General features: G+C 56.5%; 21 protein-coding genes. 10 read left to right on the top strand and 11 right to left on the bottom strand.

The genetic code is table 11. The features are described 5' to 3' along the window. Window positions 1–57 precede the first annotated feature (57 nt). Window positions 58–651 (bottom strand): TetR/AcrR family transcriptional regulator, encoded by a 594-nt coding sequence (locus AC2TEM_RS08075; protein WP_480856112.1) that lies wholly within the window; start codon window positions 649–651, stop codon window positions 58–60. Between the two features lie 102 nt (window positions 652–753). Here AC2TEM_RS08075 and AC2TEM_RS08070 point away from each other — a divergent pair, with 102 nt between their 5' ends. Further along, window positions 754–1,179: a VOC family protein gene (locus AC2TEM_RS08070; protein WP_170687540.1), complete on the top strand. Its 426-nt coding sequence runs from the start codon at window positions 754–756 to the stop codon at window positions 1,177–1,179. Window positions 1,180–1,544: 365 nt separating this feature from the next. Beyond that, entirely contained in the window at window positions 1,545–2,333 is a 789-nt protein-coding gene (locus AC2TEM_RS08065) for a VOC family protein (protein WP_480856110.1), read from the top strand. A 249-nt stretch (window positions 2,334–2,582) separates the two neighbouring features. On the opposite strand, the gene AC2TEM_RS08060 is transcribed toward AC2TEM_RS08065, so the two are convergent. Next, window positions 2,583–2,783, bottom strand: coding sequence for a hypothetical protein (locus AC2TEM_RS08060; RefSeq protein WP_170451076.1), 201 nt, complete (start codon window positions 2,781–2,783; stop codon window positions 2,583–2,585). A 127-nt stretch (window positions 2,784–2,910) separates the two neighbouring features. Then, a complete protein-coding gene (locus AC2TEM_RS08055; protein ID WP_480856108.1) occupies window positions 2,911–4,503 on the bottom strand; it encodes a tetratricopeptide repeat protein in 1,593 nt (530 codons plus the stop codon). A 163-nt stretch (window positions 4,504–4,666) separates the two neighbouring features. On the opposite strand from AC2TEM_RS08055, the gene AC2TEM_RS08050 reads away from it, so the two are divergent. Further along, window positions 4,667–4,978, top strand: coding sequence for a hypothetical protein (locus tag AC2TEM_RS08050; protein WP_170671023.1), 312 nt, complete (start codon window positions 4,667–4,669; stop codon window positions 4,976–4,978). A 21-nt stretch (window positions 4,979–4,999) separates the two neighbouring features. After that, window positions 5,000–5,599, top strand: coding sequence for an HdeD family acid-resistance protein (locus tag AC2TEM_RS08045; RefSeq protein WP_480856107.1), 600 nt, complete (start codon window positions 5,000–5,002; stop codon window positions 5,597–5,599). 67 nt (window positions 5,600–5,666) lie between these two features. Here the strand turns inward: AC2TEM_RS08045 and AC2TEM_RS08040 are convergent, their stop codons facing one another. The 4 genes from AC2TEM_RS08040 to AC2TEM_RS08025 all read right to left on the bottom strand — a co-directional run bounded on the left by AC2TEM_RS08040 (window position 5,667) and on the right by AC2TEM_RS08025 (window position 8,554). After that, a complete protein-coding gene (locus AC2TEM_RS08040; protein ID WP_480856106.1) occupies window positions 5,667–6,164 on the bottom strand; it encodes a DUF6653 family protein in 498 nt (165 codons plus the stop codon). A gap of 93 nt (window positions 6,165–6,257) precedes the next feature. Continuing rightward, window positions 6,258–6,635, bottom strand: a complete 378-nt coding sequence (locus AC2TEM_RS08035) for a nuclear transport factor 2 family protein (RefSeq protein WP_170511100.1) — start codon at window positions 6,633–6,635, stop codon at window positions 6,258–6,260. Between the two features lie 39 nt (window positions 6,636–6,674). Further along, window positions 6,675–7,604 (bottom strand): DMT family transporter, encoded by a 930-nt coding sequence (locus AC2TEM_RS08030; RefSeq protein WP_480856104.1) that lies wholly within the window; start codon window positions 7,602–7,604, stop codon window positions 6,675–6,677. Beyond that, window positions 7,604–8,554: a glutathione S-transferase family protein gene (locus AC2TEM_RS08025; protein ID WP_480856102.1), complete on the bottom strand. Its 951-nt coding sequence runs from the start codon at window positions 8,552–8,554 to the stop codon at window positions 7,604–7,606. Before AC2TEM_RS08025 ends, AC2TEM_RS08030 begins: the two co-directional genes overlap by 1 nt. A 115-nt stretch (window positions 8,555–8,669) precedes the next feature. Between AC2TEM_RS08025 and AC2TEM_RS08020 the strand changes: the two genes are divergently transcribed. Then, window positions 8,670–9,590, top strand: coding sequence for a LysR family transcriptional regulator (locus tag AC2TEM_RS08020; RefSeq protein ID WP_480856101.1), 921 nt, complete (start codon window positions 8,670–8,672; stop codon window positions 9,588–9,590). 489 nt (window positions 9,591–10,079) lie between these two features. On the opposite strand, the gene AC2TEM_RS08015 is transcribed toward AC2TEM_RS08020, so the two are convergent. From AC2TEM_RS08015 to AC2TEM_RS08000, 4 genes are all read right to left on the bottom strand, one after another. Beyond that, the gene (locus tag AC2TEM_RS08015) at window positions 10,080–11,033 is read right to left on the bottom strand and encodes a BMP family protein (RefSeq protein ID WP_480856100.1); all 954 of its coding nucleotides are present in this window, start codon (window positions 11,031–11,033) and stop codon (window positions 10,080–10,082) included. Between the two features lie 89 nt (window positions 11,034–11,122). Then, on the bottom strand, window positions 11,123–12,055 hold the full coding sequence (locus AC2TEM_RS08010) for an ABC transporter permease (protein ID WP_480856099.1): 933 nt from the start codon (window positions 12,053–12,055) through the stop codon (window positions 11,123–11,125). Window positions 12,056–12,058: 3 nt separating this feature from the next. Beyond that, window positions 12,059–13,144 (bottom strand): ABC transporter permease, encoded by a 1,086-nt coding sequence (locus tag AC2TEM_RS08005; protein WP_480856098.1) that lies wholly within the window; start codon window positions 13,142–13,144, stop codon window positions 12,059–12,061. Beyond that, complete coding sequence (locus AC2TEM_RS08000; RefSeq protein WP_480856096.1) at window positions 13,141–14,670, bottom strand: ABC transporter ATP-binding protein; 1,530 nt, start codon at window positions 14,668–14,670, stop codon at window positions 13,141–13,143. Before AC2TEM_RS08000 ends, AC2TEM_RS08005 begins: the two co-directional genes overlap by 4 nt. 163 nt (window positions 14,671–14,833) lie before the next feature. Between AC2TEM_RS08000 and gcvA the strand changes: the two genes are divergently transcribed. The 5 genes from gcvA to AC2TEM_RS07975 all read left to right on the top strand — a co-directional run bounded on the left by gcvA (window position 14,834) and on the right by AC2TEM_RS07975 (window position 20,213). Continuing rightward, complete coding sequence (gcvA, locus tag AC2TEM_RS07995; RefSeq protein ID WP_480856095.1) at window positions 14,834–15,760, top strand: transcriptional regulator GcvA; 927 nt, start codon at window positions 14,834–14,836, stop codon at window positions 15,758–15,760. 97 nt (window positions 15,761–15,857) lie between these two features. Continuing rightward, window positions 15,858–16,541, top strand: coding sequence for a DUF1989 domain-containing protein (locus tag AC2TEM_RS07990; RefSeq protein ID WP_480856093.1), 684 nt, complete (start codon window positions 15,858–15,860; stop codon window positions 16,539–16,541). Window positions 16,542–16,683: 142 nt separating this feature from the next. Then, entirely contained in the window at window positions 16,684–18,042 is a 1,359-nt protein-coding gene (locus AC2TEM_RS07985) for an amidohydrolase family protein (RefSeq protein ID WP_480856092.1), read from the top strand. A gap of 15 nt (window positions 18,043–18,057) precedes the next feature. Then, complete coding sequence (locus AC2TEM_RS07980) at window positions 18,058–18,945, top strand: polysaccharide deacetylase family protein (RefSeq protein WP_480856091.1); 888 nt, start codon at window positions 18,058–18,060, stop codon at window positions 18,943–18,945. Next, the gene (locus AC2TEM_RS07975; RefSeq protein ID WP_480856090.1) at window positions 18,942–20,213 is read left to right on the top strand and encodes an amidase family protein; all 1,272 of its coding nucleotides are present in this window, start codon (window positions 18,942–18,944) and stop codon (window positions 20,211–20,213) included. Before AC2TEM_RS07980 ends, AC2TEM_RS07975 begins: the two co-directional genes overlap by 4 nt. The last annotated feature ends 77 nt before the right edge of the window (window positions 20,214–20,290 follow it).

Raw genomic sequence — 20,290 nt, 5'->3', positions numbered from 1 at the left:
CCGAGTAACTCACGGAAGAAAGGGTAGGGACCCATACTGCGGGGCTTCCGAGGTCTGCTAGTTGCCCTTGAGCACTTCACGAATCAAATGGTTCATAACCTCTTTGTAGACGTTAGGATCGCCACCATAGGCGATCTCAAGGGCAGCGCGATCAAACGCGGCCGACAATAGATTTGTCAAAGCATCGACCTGATTTGATGAATGTTCAGGAACAGCCCGCGAAAGTCCTTCACGAAGTTCTTCTGTTCCATTGGCCCGGGTTAACGCGACAGCAGCGTTGTGTCCCAATACAGCTGGTGCCTCTTCCATCAGGAGGCGCACTCGACCTGGAACCAACATTGCTTTAAAAAAAGCATTCGATCCTGCCACCATGGCCTGTTCGGGATCGGCCACATTGCGCGTTTCCTGGTCAATATGATGTGAGATTGCTTTGGCCTCCTCTTCTGCGACAGCGCGGAAAAGGTCAGCCTTGTCCTTGAAATGATGATACAGCGCGCCGCGGGTGACGCTGGCCTTACGTACGATGTCTGGGGTTGCAGTATCGGCAAATCCCGAATCCACAAACAATTCGCGGGCAGCCTCTACGAGTTTGGCACGCGTTTCGGCGCGTCGGTCTGCCTGGCTGCGTCGGGCGGGTTTTTCTGGGGGCAAATTTAACGGCTCCGAATATCACTACATGCACCTTACATACATCTTGCATGTATTTGCAAATTGATGATACATACACAATGCATGTAAGTTAAGGAGATCAAAATGCGTGTCACTCAATATTATCCGGTCATTCAGTCTGAAACGGTTTCTGAGACGGCAGAGTTCTATAAACGTCACTTTGGCTTCCGCGCAGCGTTCGAGGCGGATTGGTATGTGCATCTACAAAGTGAAGCGGATCCGTCGGTCAATCTCGCGATCGTCCAGTCGGACCACGAGACGATCCCGGAGGTTTCCCGCGGTGCGTCTACGGGCATTATCCTCAATTTTGAAGTCGAGGATGTCGACAAAGTGGATGAACGACTTCGGTCGGAAGGAGTTCCGGTGGCAAAGTCACTTGTGAGCGAGCCGTTTGGCCAACGCCATGCGATATATCGCGATCCAAACGGGGTACTGATTGATGTTATCACTCAGATCCCACCCTCAGAGGAATTCCTGTCTCAATATGCAGCCGACGCGGTACCGTCGTAATTCAGGGTGCCGGATGGCCAGGTTGGTTCGAAGCAGTTGGAACGATTTGCCCGCGTGTAAAGCGACCAATTCTGGACAGATCAGTGGCCTTTGCCGAGTTGGCCACCTTTGGTACTGGGGCGGCCTTGTTATCTGTGCCCATGTTCGAACGCTACACCGAACACGGCCGCCTGATACAACCCTTCAGTGAAGCCGTTAACGCTGGTAAATATTGCTTCGCCTAGCCTTCGGATCGCCCCGCAACGGATGCTATGGGTAAATTTGCAGAATGGCTGACCGCCAACGGAGCCACTGAATTAAGTGACTTCACGGACCAGAACCGCGCAAATTGATCTGCATCAATATTTGGACCGCAAACGAGAGTTATGGCGAACGGAAACAGTTTGGATGAAGTCGCGGTGACAAAAGAAAAAGTTGGCCGAGTTGTCTGGCACGATCTTTTCACGCCTGATGTGGAAGCTTCCAGGTCATTTTACGAAAGCGTGGCAGGTTGGAGCTATATTGTCGAACACGCCACAGATTTCGCATGGGGCGGCGGCCATCGAGATTTTGTCCTCGCCACTCTCGATGGAGAGGCAGGGGCCGGGGTCGTTTCTCAAAATCAGGTGTCCTTTGAAGGCTGGATTCCTTATATTGAAGTCGAAGATGCAGATCAGGCCGCCAAACTCGCCGTCAAGCTTGAAGGATCAGTAGTGAAACCGCCCTTTGAAGTTCCTGGGGTTGGTCGGAACTGCCTCTTACGTGATCCGCTTGGCGCATTCTTCGGTGTATCGGTTTCGCGGCACGAATATCCTGTCCCCGCTCGTCAGTTTACGCACGAACACTACCTATCTCGCGGCGGCGCATTCCCGGACAACTTCTACCATCAAATGTTCGGATGGAATCTCTCACCTGCTAGAAACGTACCTTCGTCACAAAGACTGATTAGTTTGAATAAGGACGTGTTGGCGATATGTGCAGCGGAACCTGCAGCTCCCAACAACAACGTTGCGTGGGCGCCGGGTGTTCGCGTCCAATTTCTCGAAAAAGCACTGAGCAAGATCAACTCGGGCCCAGGTTCGGTGTTTGCTCGTCATCAGAATTCTAAGAACACTATTGAGAAGGGTCTGGTTTGCGATGCAACTGGGGCATTGTGCTGTGTCGTCCAGATTTGATGCTCGGTCGTAAGGTTCGCAGTCCATTGTTTATAACGGCATCCTCAAGTGGGCCAAAAACCTCAAATCCGATCTTGGTGCTAGCTTTCGCAATCGCAGCGAATACAGGAAAGCGTGCCGCTAGCGAAGTGTGCGAGAACCATGCTTAAGGTTCGGGTCGGGGCGATTGCACTTGATAGTTGTTAGAATTGTGAGCACGCAACATCCTGATGCGAAACGGCATTGTTTGACCTTGAAAACAAGGACCGGCTATTCCAGGAAACCGTCAATGGTCGAGGCGACATCAACGGCGGTTTTCACATCAGACATGCTGGTGTTCTCAAAGGCGCTGCCGCTTTCGACACTTGGCCTGAGCCTCTCATAAATGGACAGGATGTCTTCTTCCAGTTTGGCCGGCTTTTCTTCCGACCAACCGGCTTTGGTCTTGGCGATGTCCGTTGCGAGTTTCATCAGATCAAGGCGCTGTGGCAAAGTTAGCATTGGTCGTTTCCGGGTCTGGTTGTGATGTCAGGACCAACCTACGCACAGCGGTTGAACGGGCAGAGTGAGTCACCGTTAAATCCCTGACGGCCGAACCTCAGTCCAACGCCCCGGTTGTGCGCAGCGCCTCGGTCATTTTCTGTGAGATGTCAGATGGCACATGCCAGATCGCGTAGAGCGTCTGGATAAAACGGTCAACATCGGGAATGTTGGTCTTCAGGGCCAACAGGGTTGAATCCAGGTCGGCGTCCGGTTCCGTGTATGGGATGCACATAAGCTCAAGCACTTCAGAACCATTCCACATGCCACCACCGACTTTGCGCGCCGCTGAACGCGCGCCGCTGTAATCATCTTTCATGAAACAGATCAGGAACGTGCTTGCGTGGTACCAGCCAGGCGGGTTGGGGCTCAGCTCGATCGCGCGGGCGCTCAGTCTCGCGGCCTGTTCAAGATCGCCGCGCAACGCAAAGCAGGCCGCTAGATCGGCCAACATGTCTGGATAATTCGGATTGGCCCGCAATGCTTTAGCGGCCGCTTCTTCAAAGCTTTCGAACTCTCCACGATGAAAATGGGTCAAAAACAACGCGTGCTGGCCGGTTGCGTTCAGCGGATCCAGAGCGACCGACCGCTGTGCGGCCTCCAGCGCGCGATCAAAGGGCGGGGGGGACTTGCGAAAATTGAACCCGCCGCGCAGTTCGTCGCCGTAGACAATCGCGAGCATCCCCCAGGCGCCGGCATATTCGGGATCAATCTCAACGGCGCGCTCCAGCAGGTCGCGGACCTTCTTGTGTTTTTTGACCGTGGGTTCACGCCAGTATTCGGTGGCCAGCAACCTGCACTGATAGGCATCCAGCGTGTGCGTCTGTGCCCTGCGCTGCACTGCACCTGTTCGATGGATCACTCCGTGGGGTTCCGCGATTTCCGTGGCGATCCGGGCGGCGATGTCGTCCTGAATTTCAAACAGGCTGTCCGCGCTCAGGTCGCGGTCATAAGTGTCGGCGGAAACCTGTTGACCGGTTTCCGCATCAATCAACTGGGCGGTCACGCGCAGCTTGTTGTCCCAATGGCGCACGCTGCCTTCAACCAGATAATGGACGTCCAGTTCGCTTCCGACCGCGCGCGGATCGCGGCCGCGCCCGCGAAAGCGAAAGGTGACGTGCCGGGACAACACGCTCACCTCGCGAAACCGGGCGATGGCCGAGATGATTTCCTCGGTAAAACCGTCGGCCAAATATTCCTGCGACGGGTCTCCGCTCAGGTTGTCAAAGGGCATCACGGCCACCGCAACCCGGCCTGTTGCCGCCGGGGGCGGGCTGGTATCCGCCCGGCGTTCGGGATCAAATGCGATCTCAAACACCGGCGCGTAAGAACCTTTGGGAATGTGAATCCTCACCGGGTCTTCGCGCCCTTCCTGTGCGTAGTAGAGATCCAGTCGACTGCGCATTTTATTGGCCTGAACCCGGACGATCGTGTCGATTGTTGGGTCGAAATCCTCGGGCTTGTCGAACACGTCAATGCCGATTGCGTAGCCTTTCAGCGCCTCGGACTGGCCGGCCAGCGCCTCGTTGACAATGTGCGACAGAAAGCGGTTCAGGCGCGTGGTTTCCGCGAAATGCGGACTGACGAGGATGCGCTTCAGCTGTTCCTGAATAGCGCTTGGATCGATGGCAGAGCTTACTTCGGCAAGCATGTTTCCCTCCGTCGCTCAACTTTGTCCGATGACGAGCCGCGCCACAAGACAGCGCGACGGTTTAACCGTGACTCACTCGGATGCGGGCCGGGGATTTGCGAGGGTCCGGGTCATGGCGCTCAAACGAGCCCAGAAAACATATGACCCATGAAAGGACAGAACCATGACAACATTTTCCGAATTCGTACAGAAAGCCAAAGACGACTATGCCCGTGTCGAGGACGAGCTGAAATCGTTCGAACAGAAGGTCAAGGACGCAGGCGACGCGACCGACAAGTGGACCCAGGAGCAGGTAACAAAGCTGCAATCCGATCTGCAGGAGGCAAAAGACAAGGTCACCGACCTGGCTGACCGCATCCAGCAAGAAGGCGAAGACGCCGTCACGGATGCACATGATCAGGCAAAGAACCATTGGGAGGCCCTGCACGCAGCAGTTGCCGCCTATCGCGATCACCTCGACAATTCGGTCGCCTGAATCCTGATCCCGGAGGTCGAAATGACTGACACAGTTACTGATACCGCACCGAGACCCACCCTGATGGAAGAGGCCGCCGGTTGGCAGCCTCGACCGGTCTGGATGATCGTGCTCGGCGTCGCCATGCTCTGCGTCGGGCTGTGCGCCATCGTCTTCCCGCTGATGTCCACGCTCGCCGTCGAAGCCTTTATCGGCGCGGCCCTGCTGGTTGGAGGCATTGTTGCGGCGATTCAGGCATTTGCGGAAAAGGCGTGGAAAGGGTTCTTTTGGCTATTGGCCACCGGTATTCTGAACGTGCTTGCGGGTCTTGTCCTGATGCTTGATCCATTCGGCGGCGTTCTGGCACTGACCCTTGCGCTTGGCACGATCTTTCTGGCTGAAGGCGTGTTACGGATCGTAATTGCCATTCGGTCGCGTCAGGAGCGGCGTATGGCGCTGATGATTGCGTCTGGCGCGATGGCCATTTTGCTTGGCGGCCTGATCCTGACCGGTATCGTCAATGGCTCTTCCCTTGTTCTGCTGGGGGTACTTGCCGGCCTGAATCTGTTATTCGCCGGTGTGTCCCTGATGTCTTTGGGGCTGTCGCAGCGGTCCTCGGCGCATGGGGGTCCACAAGCTTAAGCGTGTCCTGACAGACCCGGAATGGCAGGGGCATCTGATGCTCCTGCTTTCCGTTTTCACAGCGCCGCTATTTTACTTGCCAGGTGCTTGCTGCCCGAGTGTCTTCAAACAGCCAGACCATGCGGTCCAGAAACCACAGCTTCCCACCCATAACCAGCAGCAACCCCAGAAGCGTCGGCCAGAATTGAAGCTGCCAAAGCCCCCAGACCAAGGGGCCGATTCCGACCGCGCTGAATGCGGCCAGAATAAGAGGCATCCGGCGGTGCCTTGCAGGGATCGGCGATTTCGCGCGCGCAAGCCAGATCCGTTCCCCAAGTACACCTTTGGACATCCAGTTTTCCGGATTGCCCGTTTTGCGGAAGGCGCGGGGGTTCCACCATGTCCAGAATACAACAACAACGACCGGAACAAGGCACCACCAGCCCAGCCAAACCCGGCTCCAGACGGCCAGAACGAACAGGGGCGGGATGCTCAGGCGGCTCCAGCCGCTCCACGGGTTGGTGTGCCGGTCCCAGACGTCGTCGGACATCGTCATGAGCTGTTCCAGAATGCTGCGATCGGTCATCGAACCCTCTTCCGAAGCTGGATCGCAATTATGGCCGTTTCTGCCCGTGTCGGCCAGAGCGGCAGGCAACGCGCGCAGCCCTGGCCAAAGGCGTCAAAGACCGGAGATATCCACATACACCCGGTAATCCGCGATCCTGTCCTCGCGAAAGTTGAACCGTGCAGCAAAGCGCACGTCGTGCGTGCTTTGGTCCTTGCGCGTATAGTGAACGGTGCCGTCGCAGAACGCAGTATCGCCGCTGGACCAGATGCCGGTGATGGTATGTTGCATACCCTGGATCGTGGCAAAGAACCCTGCGTTCGCGGCTTGCACGGCTGTGCGCCCGTCAATCTGTTCGAAATTGCCAAGCTGGAACTGCACGTCTTCGGTGACATGCTCGACAACGCCGGCTTCGTCCAGCGCGTCAACAGCGGTGTAAAGGGATGCGATCCGGGGCGCGTGGGCCGCTGTGGTGGGGGCAGTGATTTGCATGTTTTGGTTTCCTTTTCTGTTTGAAAGTTATCGGTGGGTCTAAGTCTGGTTGGCCTGTGACCGTCGGTGCAGGACCGGCGGGAGTTTCAGGTGACCGTTGGTGACGGCTAGCCCAAGGAACAGGATTGCGAGGGACCCCAGCAGCCCAAGGCCAAGAGGTTCCCGAAAGACAATTGCCCCGATTGCGATGCCGGAAAGCGTGGCAAAATAGCCGACTTGGGCGAACCCAACGCCATCCGTGCGCCGCTGTACTTCGAAGGTCAGCGCATAGCTGAGCGCAGTGATGGATCCGATGCCGAAGATTGCGCCAAGCAGGGCAGGGGGCACCGAGACGTCGCTGATTGTGGTGCCGCGTCCCAGTATCAGGGCGGAAATCAGCAACAGCTGTGACAGAAGCGTTCCGGTCGCCAGCCCCAACGGATCGCCGCCGGGCGGGTAGGCATAGCTGCGAAAGACGTTGCCGCAGGCCAGAAACAAGGGCCCCAAAAGCGACAGGGCAATCCACGCCGGCTCGACTCCCGACAGGTCAAACCCACCCATGGTGGCAAGGCTGACCCCGGCAAGGCCGATCAGAATACCAACCAGGCGGTGCAACGGCAGCAACCTGCGCGCGATCAGTGCCGTTATCGCAAAGGTAAACAGCGGTGACAGCGTGACGAGGGCGGAATAGAACCCAAGGCTCACATGCTCCAGCACCAGAAACCCGATCACAGCGGGGCCGCTGACACCGAAAACTCCGGCGCCGACATAATAGGGAATGTGCCGCGTGTTGAGCGCCACGCGCTTCTGCGACAGCAAACACAACGCCAACAGCGCAATGCTGGCCAGCAAAACCTGCCAGAACAAAGCGGTCAGAGCTGATATTCCTGCCATCGAGACGAATTTGGACAAAGTGAAACTGACCCCCACCAGGACACCGATGGCCAAGATCAGCGCGGATACAGGGGATCTTCTGACAATATCAGGCATCACGCGGCCCCCACTTCCGGCACATCGGTTAAGCGCAGAGAAGCCGGGCCGATCGGGATAATTCCGCTGGGGTTGATGTGCCGATGGCTGAGGAAGTAGTGCTGACGGATATGGGCCATGTCCACAGTGTCAGCCACGCCCGGCAACCGCATGATGTCGGCCAGATAGCGGGACAGGGCAACATAGTCGCTGATGCGTTTGTAGTCGGTCTTGAAGTGGGTCACATAGACCGGGTCAAACCGCAGAAGTGTCGGAAACAGCTTCAGGTCAACCTCTGTCAGCACGTCTCCGGCTAGGAACCGGCGTTGGCCAAGCGTTTCTTCAATCGCGTCGAGGCAGGCAAAGAGCGCCCTTACGGCCTCGCCATACGCGATCTGGCTGGTTGCAAACCCGGCGCGATAGACGCCTTCGCGGATCGGTGACTGAATTTGTTCGGCAATCCGGTCGATTTCATCGCAAAGATGGGACGGGCGAAGATCGGGTCCCGCGGCATCGGGAAACGCCGTCTGAAGCATGCGCATGATCTCGGCCGACTCGGTGCTGACGATCCGGTCCGTCACTTTGTCCAGCAGCACAGGCACGCTGATCGGACCCGTGTAATCCGGCTTGGCGTGCTGATAGACTTCGTAGAGGAAGCGGGTGCGTTCGACACCGCTTTGGTCGTCGAATAGCGTCTGGTCGATGACCCAGCCGTTTTCCGACATGACCGGGTCCATCCATGTGATGCTGAACGCATTGCGTAAGCCTTTCAAAGTTAGAATCAGATCGACGCCATGACACCAGGGGCAGGCTTTGGACAGGTAAAGGTGGTACCGGCCGGGCGTGTTCGGAAACGGGGCGCCCGGTTGCACGCTGATGTGGCTCGTGAATGGGCTTTGCAGGCGGTGAAAACGACCGTCCGAGGCGAGCGGTCTGTCACGCAGAACTCCGTTGATAAGCATCTTGGGCATGGCAGCCTCCGGCGTTAACAGGACATGCAGATAACTATTAGGCTTTCTATTTGATGATAATTGTGTGAATTTGAAACTTATAGGTGAGAATAATTCGCCCAAAGGATCGCAAAACATGACTGAAATTGGCGCCATCCCCGTTTTTGTTGCTGTGGCGGACCATGGCGGGTTCGCAGCCGCCGCCCGGCATCTGGGTCTTACAAAATCGGCGGTCAGCAAGCGGATCGGTGTGCTGGAGGCCCATCTGGGAACGCAGCTATTTCATCGGTCGACGCGGTCCATTTCCCTTACTGAGGCGGGCGAAATCTATCTGGCCCACGCGGCGCAGGCGCTTGGCGCAGCGCAGGACGCCGAAGACGCGGTTGCGGCGTTGCAGGGGCAACCGGTTGGATTACTAAGGCTTAGTACACCCATGTCCTTTGGACAACTGCATGTTGCGCCTATGATTGCTGCATTCCTAAGGCAATATCCGGGGATTAGAATTGACCTGACGATGGATGACAAATTTGTCGATCTCGTCGAAGGGGGCATCGACGTGGCCTTACGCGCCGGAACGTTGCCGAACTCGGCTCTGATCGCACGCAAACTCGCCCCGATCCACAGCGTGATCGTCGCCTCGCCGGTCTATCTTGCGAAGTTCGGAACGCCAGAAACACCCGAGGATCTTCTGGCGCATTCCTGCCTTCACTACGCCTATTCGCGCGACCCTTCGGAATGGCGCTTAGCCGGGCCCGCGGGTGACGTGCGCGTTCAGACATCCGGCGTTCTGCGCGTAAACAACAGTGAGGCCCTGTGCACCGTGCTGCTTGACGGGCTTGGCATCGGTCGCCTGCCAACCTTTATTGCCGGAGCTCATCTGACCAGTGGCCGTCTGGTCAGGGTGCTGCCCGACTATCGCCTGCCTGAACAGGCGCTGTACGCAGTCTTCCCTGAACGAAAGCACATGCCAGCGAAAGTTCGTGCGTTCTTGGATTTCGTCATGGAACGCATCGGGCACGACGCACCCTATTGGGATTTGGATGCAGGTCCGCTTTAGGGACAAGGGCCGATGATACTCTAACATTAAACCTGGACCGACCAAGAACACCCAAAGTGCGGGGCAGTCCGGCAATGTCTTCTTCGGGGAATGCTGTAGTGCAGAGTCGGATATTCTTGAACGGCTGGATTGGGCCGTCTCATCGAAGCGAGACTTTTCTGGTCGCTGCACGCTGCGCTTGCCCTAAACCGCGGAGTGAGCACAGTTCGACCGATGCTGCAATGCGCAGGAATGTCTGGTCACAGATGTTGCAAGGACGATGTTGATTGAGCGTTTTGCATGGTTGGATCTTAGGCAGTCCTGGAATTGTTCATTTTCGGGCATTACAAAACAAAAAACATCAATAGAAAGCACAGCGGCTCCGACGAAATCGAGGGAAACACAGTCCCACGCGGTACAAGCGAAAGGCTTCAATCATTGATTTCTCTGACAAAAAAGCCCCCAGACTTGGGGGCGAGTTTAGGGGGAAGAGCGATTATCAGGGATGCATTATTGTGGATCTACAACCAAAGTGCCTGACTTCATGGCGTCGATCAGATTGTTGACTTCATCCACAACGTCCACCGGGATATCAGGGTGGAAAGACCCTATCCGCATGGCCAGCTCATTGCCCATATCCGCCCGGTAGAGTGCACCTTCCAGTTTTCCAGAAGCTGCCAGTTCCAGGTAGAACCGCATGTTGCCTCGGACATCCAGAATAGCGGATTGCAGGATTTCCGGCCATTCGTTGATCGCATCACGATAAATGCCGATACCATAGACGCCTTTTTCCTGAACGGCCTGCATGGAGCCCAGCGTCGCACTGTCCATTGTCGGCCAGACGACATCGGCGCCTTGGGAAATTTGGTTCAAGGCAGCTTCTTTGCCCTTGGCGATGTCATCCCAGTCACCGGTCCAGGTAACCAGAACTCTGACCTCCGGATTGGCCGCTTTGGCACCCGCTTCATAGCCAGCAACCGTGTCGGTCGTGAACTTGAACTGCTGCGCCGCGATGATGCCGATGGTGCCGGTGTCTGACATGGAGCCTGCAACGTAGCCCATCAGATAAGCGATTTGGCTGAAATAGAAATCCGCGTTGGCAATGTTGTCTTTGGTGCCCAGTCCGTTGTTCACCATGAACATGGTTTCCGGGAAGCGTGCAGCGACACGTTCCACGGCGTCCTGGAATTCTCCGCCGTGACCGATCACAAGGTCATACCCCCGGCGTGCGTAGTCGCTCAGGACTTCGATTTGTTCCGGCTGATGCACGCTTTCGGAAAAGGCGGCTTCAAAGCCAAGCGCTTCACCTGCCTTGGTGAGACCTTCGAATCCGGCTTGGTTCCAGCCATTGTCAGAAATCGATCCGGGCATAACGATCGCGGCGCGGTCGATCCCGTCAGCAGTCGCAGGCCCGGCCAACATCAGTGCCGCAAGCCCCGCCAATAGTTTGGACTTCAATTGCATTGTTGTTCTCCCATACTGGATATGTGTTGTCAGGGTGACGGGAGGATCGTGACGTGAAAAACGATGGTTTCTCACGTCACGGCTGAGATTTATCGATGCTCTCGGTCGTAAGGCAGTCCGACGCTTGCAGGTGCGCTGGCTTTGGCTCCGAGGACCACGAGTGCGATGAGCGATGCGAGGTAAGGCAAGATCAGAAAGAGCTGATAGGGAATCTCTGGCGAGGTGAATTGCAGTTTGAATTGCACAGCATCACAAAAGCCGAAGAAAAGCGCCGCGCAGATCGCGCCGATGGGCGACCAACGTCCCAAGATGATTGCCGCAAGCGCAATGAAGCCTTTGCCCGCGCTCATGCCCTCCGCAAACACATAGACTTGCGACAAGACCAGATGCACTCCGGCCAGCGCCGCGAGCGCACCGCTGACTGCAATCGCGAGATATTGCATGCGAAAGACAGGAACCCCGGCCAAGTCCGCGGCCTTCGGGTTTTCGCCAACGGCGCGAAGGTCCAGACCCTTGTGGGATTTCATCAGCCAGAACCAGGCGGCTATTGCCAATCCGATCAATAGGTAGAACAGCGGATCCTGGGAAAACAGGGACGGGCCAACGACGGGAAGATCTGACAAGAAGGGTATATTGATCTGCGAGAACCCGTCTACCCGCGCCCCTCCGGCCTGAGCCCCGAATATCTGACGAGACAGAAAAGCTGTGAGTCCGGCCAGCAGTAGGTTGAGCGCGATACCGCCAACAAGCTGGTTGATGCGCAGCCGGATCGACATATACCCAAGCAGCAGGCCAGAGATCAGGCCGCAAACGATCCCGCATCCAAGCCCGATCGCGGCAGAGCCCGTTGCGAAAGAACCAGCAGCGGCGCCAAGCGCTCCGGCGAGGATCTGACCTTCGAGGCCGATGTTGTATAGTCCGCCACGTTCCGCGATCACCCCGCCGAGGGCAGCAAATGCAATTGGCGTGCCCAATCGGGCGGTTCCGGCAAGGATGTCGCCCAGCAAAACAAGATCAATCATAGCCTATGCCTCTTTCTTTTGTCGTTGTATTTGACTGCGCAGTCCCAGGTTTTCTGATAGTGACTTCAGTATGGATTTTGACCTGGTTCGCGGTGTCACGAGGGCGGCGGCGACCAGAACCACAACGAGCCCCTCGACCACTTCGATGACGGAACTGTCGACACCGACGGCACGTTGCATCGTTCCCGCGCCGGCAGAAAGCCCAGCAAGGAACAGCGCGGTCAAAGGCGCGACAATTGGGTTAAGAGCCGCAAGGAAGGCGACGACAATTCCGTCATAGCCGTAGCCATCGCTAAACAGGTGGAACAGGCGGTACTTCAACCCGATCACCTCGATTGCGCCGGCCATACCGGCAAGGCTGCCGCCAATCAACATGGCGCGAATGATGGTCCTTTTCTGGTCCACGCCGGCATAGGCCGCAGCGCGCGCATTGCGCCCCACTAGGTCCAAGTGGAAGCCCGACGGCGTGAAACGCAGCCAGAAATACAAGATAACCGTCATGGCCAGCCCGAATACAAAGCCCACATGGGTATCAGATCGCGGCATCAGAATAGGCAGGCGATAGGCTTCTGAGACTTCCTCCGAATAAGGATATGGCGCGCCTTCAGCCAATAGCGGCCCAGCCACGGCATAGCTGACGATGTGGATCGCAATGAAGTTCATCAACAGCGTGACAATGACTTCATTCGTGCCCCGATAGGCCTTGAGATACGCAGGAATTGCCGCCCAGAACGCCCCGCCGGCGGCGGCGGCGATAAATATCAGCGGCACGCCCAATAGACCGGGCAGATCGGGGATCGCCAAAGCAAAGACAGTGCCAAACAACCCACCAAAATAGATCTGTCCCTCGCCACCGATGTTGAACACACCGGCGCGCATCGGGATGATCACGGCCAGCCCGGCCAGAAGCATCGGCGAGGCTTTGACCAAAGTATTGGAGAAACCCCAGTAATTCAGGAAGGATTCCAGAAACAGAATCTTATAGGCCTCAAACGGGTTGTGCCCGTCGAGCAGGATCAGCACGCCGCCAACGCTCAGCGCTAAAAGTAAAGCAATCGCAATCCGGCGTTGCATGGTGAATCTGTTCATTGTACCTCCTCCGGCGCTGCGGTCATCAAGAGCCCGATGTCTTGAAGAGTTGTGTTTTCTGGATCGACAACACCCGTGATCCGACCAAAGGCCATCACGGCGACGCGGTCAGAGATGTCGAGCACATGTTCAAGTTCAGTGGAGATATAGAGAACCCCCACACCGCTTTGGGCGACGGCTCGGATCTGGTTCTGAACAAATTCCGTTGCGCCGACATCAAGCCCTTTCGTCGGCTGTACGACGACCAAAAGATTGCGCGCTCGGGCCACTTCACGGGCCAGAACAATTTTTTGTTGATTGCCACCGGACAAAGCCGAGGCGTTCAGTTTTGGGTCAGGGGGCCTAATGTCAAAGGCCGTAACCACGTCGCTTGCGATCTCGTGCATCGCGCGCCGGGAAATCAGACCGCCAGACATGAACCTGTCTTCGCCAATGGATCGAAAGGCCGTATTTTCTTCGACACTGAGTGACAGGACCAAACCCTCGGCATGGCGGTCCTCGGGCACGAAGCCTATGCCATCTGCAATGCGCGAAGCGATGGAGGCGCTTGATATCTCCGTGCCATTAAGGTGTATGGCGCCGCTGGTTTGTCTTTTGAGGCCGGTGATCACCTCGCTCAACTCCGTCTGGCCATTGCCGTCGATCCCGGCGATTCCGAAAATTTCGCCAGCCTTCACGGAGAGGGACACATCCTGCAGGATTTCCGCGCCGCCTGGATCGATCAGGCAGACATCAGATACAACCAGAGCGTTCGGTGCTGAGCTGGTGTCGTTGCGCACCTTTTGGGCCTTGGGCGTCTCGACCGTTTCGCCGGTCGGTTTTTCTCCCATCATAAGCGCTGACATCTGCGCCATGGGCGTGGTCGCAACCGAAAGAACACCCTCGACACGCCCATGGCGCATTATCATGACGCGATCGGCAATTTCGCGGATTTCATCGAGCTTGTGGCTGATGAAAAAGACGAGGCAGCCGTTGGCGACCAGTTTGCGCACCCCTTTGAGAAACGGCGCGATTTCGGTCGGGGCGAGAACGCTGGTGGGTTCATCCAGGATCAGGATCGATACATCGCGAAACAACGCCTTAAGGATTTCCACCCTTTGCTTCATGCCCACAGGCATTTCCGTGACGCGGATGTCGAAATCGACGTTAAAGTCAAAGTCGCTGCAAAGCTGCCGAATGCGCGCCCGCGCTTCGGCACCCCTCTTTGTGCTGGGCAAGCCGATCAGAATGTTCTCTTCGGCAGTCATTGCGCCGACCAGGCTGAAATGCTGGTGGATCATGCCGATCCCATGCTCAATAGCTTTTGCTGGGCTGGCCACCGAAACAGGTGTTCCGCCCAATTTGATTTCACCGCTATCGGGCTGATACAGACCAATCAGAACACTCGCGAACGTGGTTTTCCCCGCACCGTTCTCGCCCAAAATCGCAATGCACTCGCCCTTCGAGGCCAGTAGATTGACATTGTGCAATGCACGAACGGGGCCAAACGACTTGTCGATGCCGGTGACTTTCAAAAATGAATCCAAGACAACCTCCCAACTCTCGCGCAAATTCAAGAGAGAATGCCCAATCTTCTCAAATTAGATGTTTTCACCTCACAGCTGAGAATTTTGCCCACATGTGAACTGGCAATCGGGTTAGAGTAGAGCGACGAAATAGCGTCGCATCAGGAGAGCAAAGCCGCGCGACATGGCCAAGATACCGTCGTTGAAAAGCATTCAGGCCTTCGAAGCAGCCTGCCGGCATCTGAGTTTCAAGGATGCTGCCGATGAATTATGCGTCACTCCGACTGCCATTTCCCATCAGATCAAATCGCTGGAGGATCAACTTGGGGTGCCCCTGTTTCACCGGCTGACCCGCGCCTTGAAACTGACGGAGGATGGGGCCAACTACGCGCCCCACATCATTGAGGCCTTCAAGAACATCGAAGCCGCCTCTCTCGCGCTGGAGGAAGACGACCTTGCGGGCACATTGACAATCTCAACCACCGGGTCTTTTGCCGCCAACTGGCTTAGCCCGCGGCTGCGAGGCTTTTACGAGAAATACCCGGAGATCTCGGTAAGGGTTCTGTCTAGCGATCAACTGGTGGATTTCAAGTCCAGCGATGTGGATGTGGCCATTCGGTATGGCTTTGGCGATTATCCTGACAGCAATGTGGCATGGGTCTTGAATGACTGGGTAGCGCCTGTCTGCAGCGTGGAAAAGGCGAAGTCACTGAATTCCGCCGAAGATCTTCTGAAGTCTCGTCTGATTGAATACCAATGGAGCGGGTTTTCTGATGTGGATCCGAGTTGGGAGCGCTGGATGGACGCGGCTGGCTTGCAAACTGCTGATGTCGAGCCCTATGTCACCTATTCCGAGGAACACATCTGCTTGCTGACCGCTAGCGATGGTCATGGTGTGGCCCTGGTCAGCCTTTTGGCCGCCGCGCGTTTTCTCGAACGTAATATGCTGGTCGCCCCCTTTGACACGGCATTGAAGAACAAGAGCTATTTTCTCGTCTGCCCGGAGACTTACGCCAATCGTGCACGCGTTCGTGTGTTCCGGGAATGGCTATTGGACCAAGCAGATGAGTTTCGCGACAGCGCCGTCGGTCAAAGGTTTTTTGAAGAATAACGCGCCCGCAACGATCTAATCCGTCGCTTGAATTTTTGTCATTTCTAAATTGCCGAGAAGCATGCGTTTCTGAAGCCCTAATCAGGAGTTCTTGCGCATGCAAAGTTTTGACCCTTCCCAACCCGATGGTTTCAATCAAACTCTGGACAGCACGGTCTCTGCCGACGGCGTCCCGATCATTGCAGAACGGTATACCGTGCCAGCACGTTGCGGTGTCGCGGTGCGTTTGACTATCGGGCAGACTTTGACCATCACCAACCTGACCGGCTGGCAAGTCTGCGATTTCTGGGCGTTCAATGCGGCAAAGCTGCATGAGTATTTGTCTATGCCGCATGTGCATACGGATCTTCTGTCTGTTTTCCCAAAGGTCGGTGACAGGTTGGTCAGCAATTTACGCAATCCTCTTCTGACGCTGACCCACGACACATCGCCGGGTGTTCATGACACAACGATCGCGGCTTGCGATGCCAACCGATACAAGCAATTGGGCGTCACAGATTATCACGACAATTGCGCCGACAACTTGAGGCAGGCCTTGCTTGCTATTGGGAAAAAAGCACCGCATGTGCCCGCGCCCTTCAATCTGTGGATGAACGTACCAATTCACCCCGATGGCAGCCTTGCCTGGGCTGCGCCAGTGTCAAAGCCGGGGGACAGCTTAACCTTCAAAGCTGAGATGCCAGTCTACGCCGTGATGTCGGCCTGCCCGCAAGATATCACTCCAGTCAACGGGGACGAAGGCAAGCCAAGCGCGCTGGAATTTGTTGTTCATGACGGCTGATGGCGGCGACATATTTTCTGCCCGCTGGATCATCGAAGATGCTTTTCACAGTCACAACGACTTCGCTCTTTATGTTTTAGACGGTAGAATAGGTGGCTTAGCACCTCTGGCCGTATTGAAGTCACGTTATCCCAGCGCAAGGGTGCACTCGGACACAAACACGGCGATCCTGCCCGGGTTTGTGAATGCGCATCACCATTGTTATGGGGTGAACCTGATCAACCAAGGGATACGGGATGACCTGTTAGAGCCTTGGAATTTCGCCTCCGCTGGCGCAGCCGACATTGCGCCGCGCCTCGCCACCGAATACGCGGCAATACGCTTGCTGAAGAATGGGGTAACGGCTGTTGTGGATGCCTGCACCGCGGGTCAGACAGCGGCCATCGCCGAAGCGAAGATAAGGGACAAAATCGCCGTATATAATGGGCTTGGCATGTCCTGTGCTATCGCGCCGGGCGAGAGATGGCACAACCAGCTTGTGCATCCATATGGGCAAAGCCAGTCGTTTCTAACCACCTTGCCCGAGGTTCTGCGATGTAAACTGCAACGCCAGCACGTTGCGCGTACACGTATTGAACCGCAAAGCTTTGTGCGGCTTCTGTCCCGGATGCATGGCGAATACGCGGCTTCTGAATGCGCTGATGTGTGGTTTGGCCCCACGGCACCGCATTGGACGGGTCGAGAGACTCTGAGCGACATCGCCAGGGAGGTCTGTGAAAGCGGCCAGCGCGTACACACACATGCCGAGGAGTCTCGGCTGCAGCACCTGTCGGCTACAGCCTGGAGTTTTCAGGGTGCCATCGCGGAATTGGGCAAAGCTGGCCTGCTCATTGACGGCTTGTCCTTGGCTCATATGGTCTGGCCGGACGAAAAAGATCTGGCGCGAGTGGCCGAGGCGCGCGCGCATATCGTGTGCAATCCCAGCTCCAATTTGCGGCTGCGGTCCGGCATTGCACCCGCGCCATTGATGAAGCGGATGGGCATCAACCTCGCACTGGGGATGGATGGGACCAGCCTGGCAGGCGATGACGATATGTTCGCCGAAATGCGTCTGGCGCAAAGCCTTTATTGGTCAAGTGATCGGGCGAACCCTAGCCTGACCGCGAAGGATGTTTTCGACATGGCCACTTTGGGTGGCGCGCGTTTGATGGGTATGGATCACAGCATCGGAAGCCTGTCCTTCGGCAAACGCGCCGACTTTGTGATCCTGCGCCTGGGCCGTCTTGAAGGTCCCTGGTTAGACCCCGGCATTGATCCGGTTGAGCTGTTGGTCAGCTCGGCAAAATCCACAGACATCCAGAGCGTCTTCTCCGGCGGACAACTGGTCGTTTCGCACGGCGAAGCCAAAAAGTGCGACGAAAAGAAAATTCTTCAAAACATCACCGACGGCATGCGGCGCGCCGCGGATCAAAGGCTGAGCGCCAGTGAATATGCTGTCGTCAAATCCGCATTGCAGCGCTGGTATGACGATTGGTTGACGAACAACGCCCCGCAATTGTGACAGAGGAGCAAGACCATGCAGAAGAAAGTAATCTGGCCAAACGGCGCGCGATGCGCCTGTGCGATCACCTTTGACATCGATGCGGACAGCCTGATCCATGTCGCAAAGCCGGTCGACGGGCATGATCGCCTCTATCCGATCTCCATGGGGCGCTACGGGCCGACGGTTGCTATCCCTCGGATTCTAGAAACCTGCAAACGCCTCGGGCTGAAACAGTCCTTCTTCGCCCCCGGATGGGTCGTGGAGCAATATCCAGATGCTATGCAAGCCATCCTGAAAGATGGTCATGAAATCGGCCATCATGGCTATTTGCACGAAGACCCGACAAACCACAGCGCGTCTGAACAAGCCTATTGGTTTGAACGCGCGCTGGAGTCGCATAAGCGGGTTCTGGGTAATGTGCCAAAAGGCTATCGCGCACCGGTTTACAATGTGACGCAAGCCGTCATCGACCTGCTGAACAAGCATGAATTCGACTACGACAGTTCGCTGATGGCGGATGATGTGCCATATCTCATGCGATCCGGCGGGCGGACTTTGGTCGAACTTCCACCGCATTGGGGGACCGACGACTGGCCGCAATTCGCCCATTTTGAGGAGATTGGCTACATGATGCCCGTCGCCGGGCCACGCGCTGGGCTGACCCCATTTTGGGAGGAATTCGAAGCCCAGTACGAAGCAGGTGGCTTCTGGATCGGTATTTGGCATCCCTTCCTGACCGGGCGTTTGGCGCGGTGGCGGCAGGTGGAAGACTGGATGGAAACCATCTTGAACAAGGGTGACGTCTGGTTTGCCACTCTCGGAGAGATCGCGCAGCACGTGCGCACGCAATATGAGGCAGACCGTCAAAGCGTACGGGTTGAAGAACTGCCCTATTACAAGGCTCCGGTCCTGACGACATGAATATCCTTCAACGCGCGCGCGACTTCCTGGATTCGCTCGACGCGCATCGCGAGGTATTCCTTAGCGTTGCACCAGATAGACTATTGCAGGATGCCCGATCTGCCGCCGCGCGACAGGCCGCAGGGAAGCTGCTTGGCCCGTTGGACGGCCAGTTTCTTTCGGTGAAGGCCAATATCGACGTGCAAGCGCTCCGAAGCCATGCGGGATCTATGGCCATCGATCCTCAACCAGCAGACAATGACGCCCCGATTGTGGCCCGGCTGCGTTCTGCGGGCGCGATCGTCTTGGGTCATGTGAACATGTCGGAGTTCGCCTTCTCCGGGCTCGGAGTTAATCCGCATTTCGGCACCCCTCTGAATGCGTTGGACAGTACAATGGTGCCCGGAGGGTCCTCGAGCGGATCGGCGTCAGCCGTTGCCTTGGGCTTGGCCGACATCGCCCTGGGCACAGACACCTCCGGCTCCGTGCGCATTCCGGCCGCCTGTCAGGGCCTGGTGGGGTTTCGCCCAACTATGGGCCGCTATGAAAGCGCCGGGATTTTACCACTGGCGCCTTCTCTGGATACGCCAGGCTCACTCGCTTTTAACGTCAGTCAGATTTGCGCTGTAGATCGCGTTTTGTCGGATTGCAAAGAAACCGGGCACGCCTGCCGTCATATTCTGTGTCTGAGGGAAGACGCCCTGGTGGGATTTACCCCGGAAATCAGGGCTATGTACGAACAGGCCCAGCAGCATTTGTCCGATCATGGCATCAATTTGGAAAGGGTTGATATCCGTAGTTTCACTCGTGTCACGGAGATCTTCCAAACCTATGGAACGCTGGTGAGCGCCGAAGCCTTTCGTCTTCTGCCAAGTTTGGTCGGAGACCAGCAGGCCAGACTGGACCCAAATGTGCAGGATCGCCTTGCTCAGGCGGCTTCAATCCTTGGCACGGATCTGCAAGCATTGCTAGAAATCCGGCGGGCGCTCATCCTGGACTTTGGCAGGGAACTGGCTGGGAAGATGCTGCTTTATCCGACATTGCCGTCGTACCCGCCGTCTGTTCTGGCTGTGACCCGCGATAAAGGTGTCTTTGCACGGGAAAACGCCCTTATCCTGTCGGTATCGATGAAAGCCGCTTTCCTCAATGCCCCAACAATTTCCGTTCCATTTGGGGACCGGAGACCGGGGGTCAGCCTATCCTTGAGCGGCGGCGCAAACAGGGACGCGGATGTACTTGCGACGGGGTCTTACCTGGAGAAGATTTTTTCAGCGACTAGATATGGCTGAGGTCAGTTCATTCTATTCAGAATTCTCTTCATTTGTACCTGCGCATCACTGGCTTCACCTTTGAATGGTTCATTGCA

The sequence above is a fragment of the Ruegeria sp. HKCCD3925 genome (genome assembly GCF_057221175.1).
This window is presented reverse-complemented; position numbering and strand designations above follow the sequence as displayed.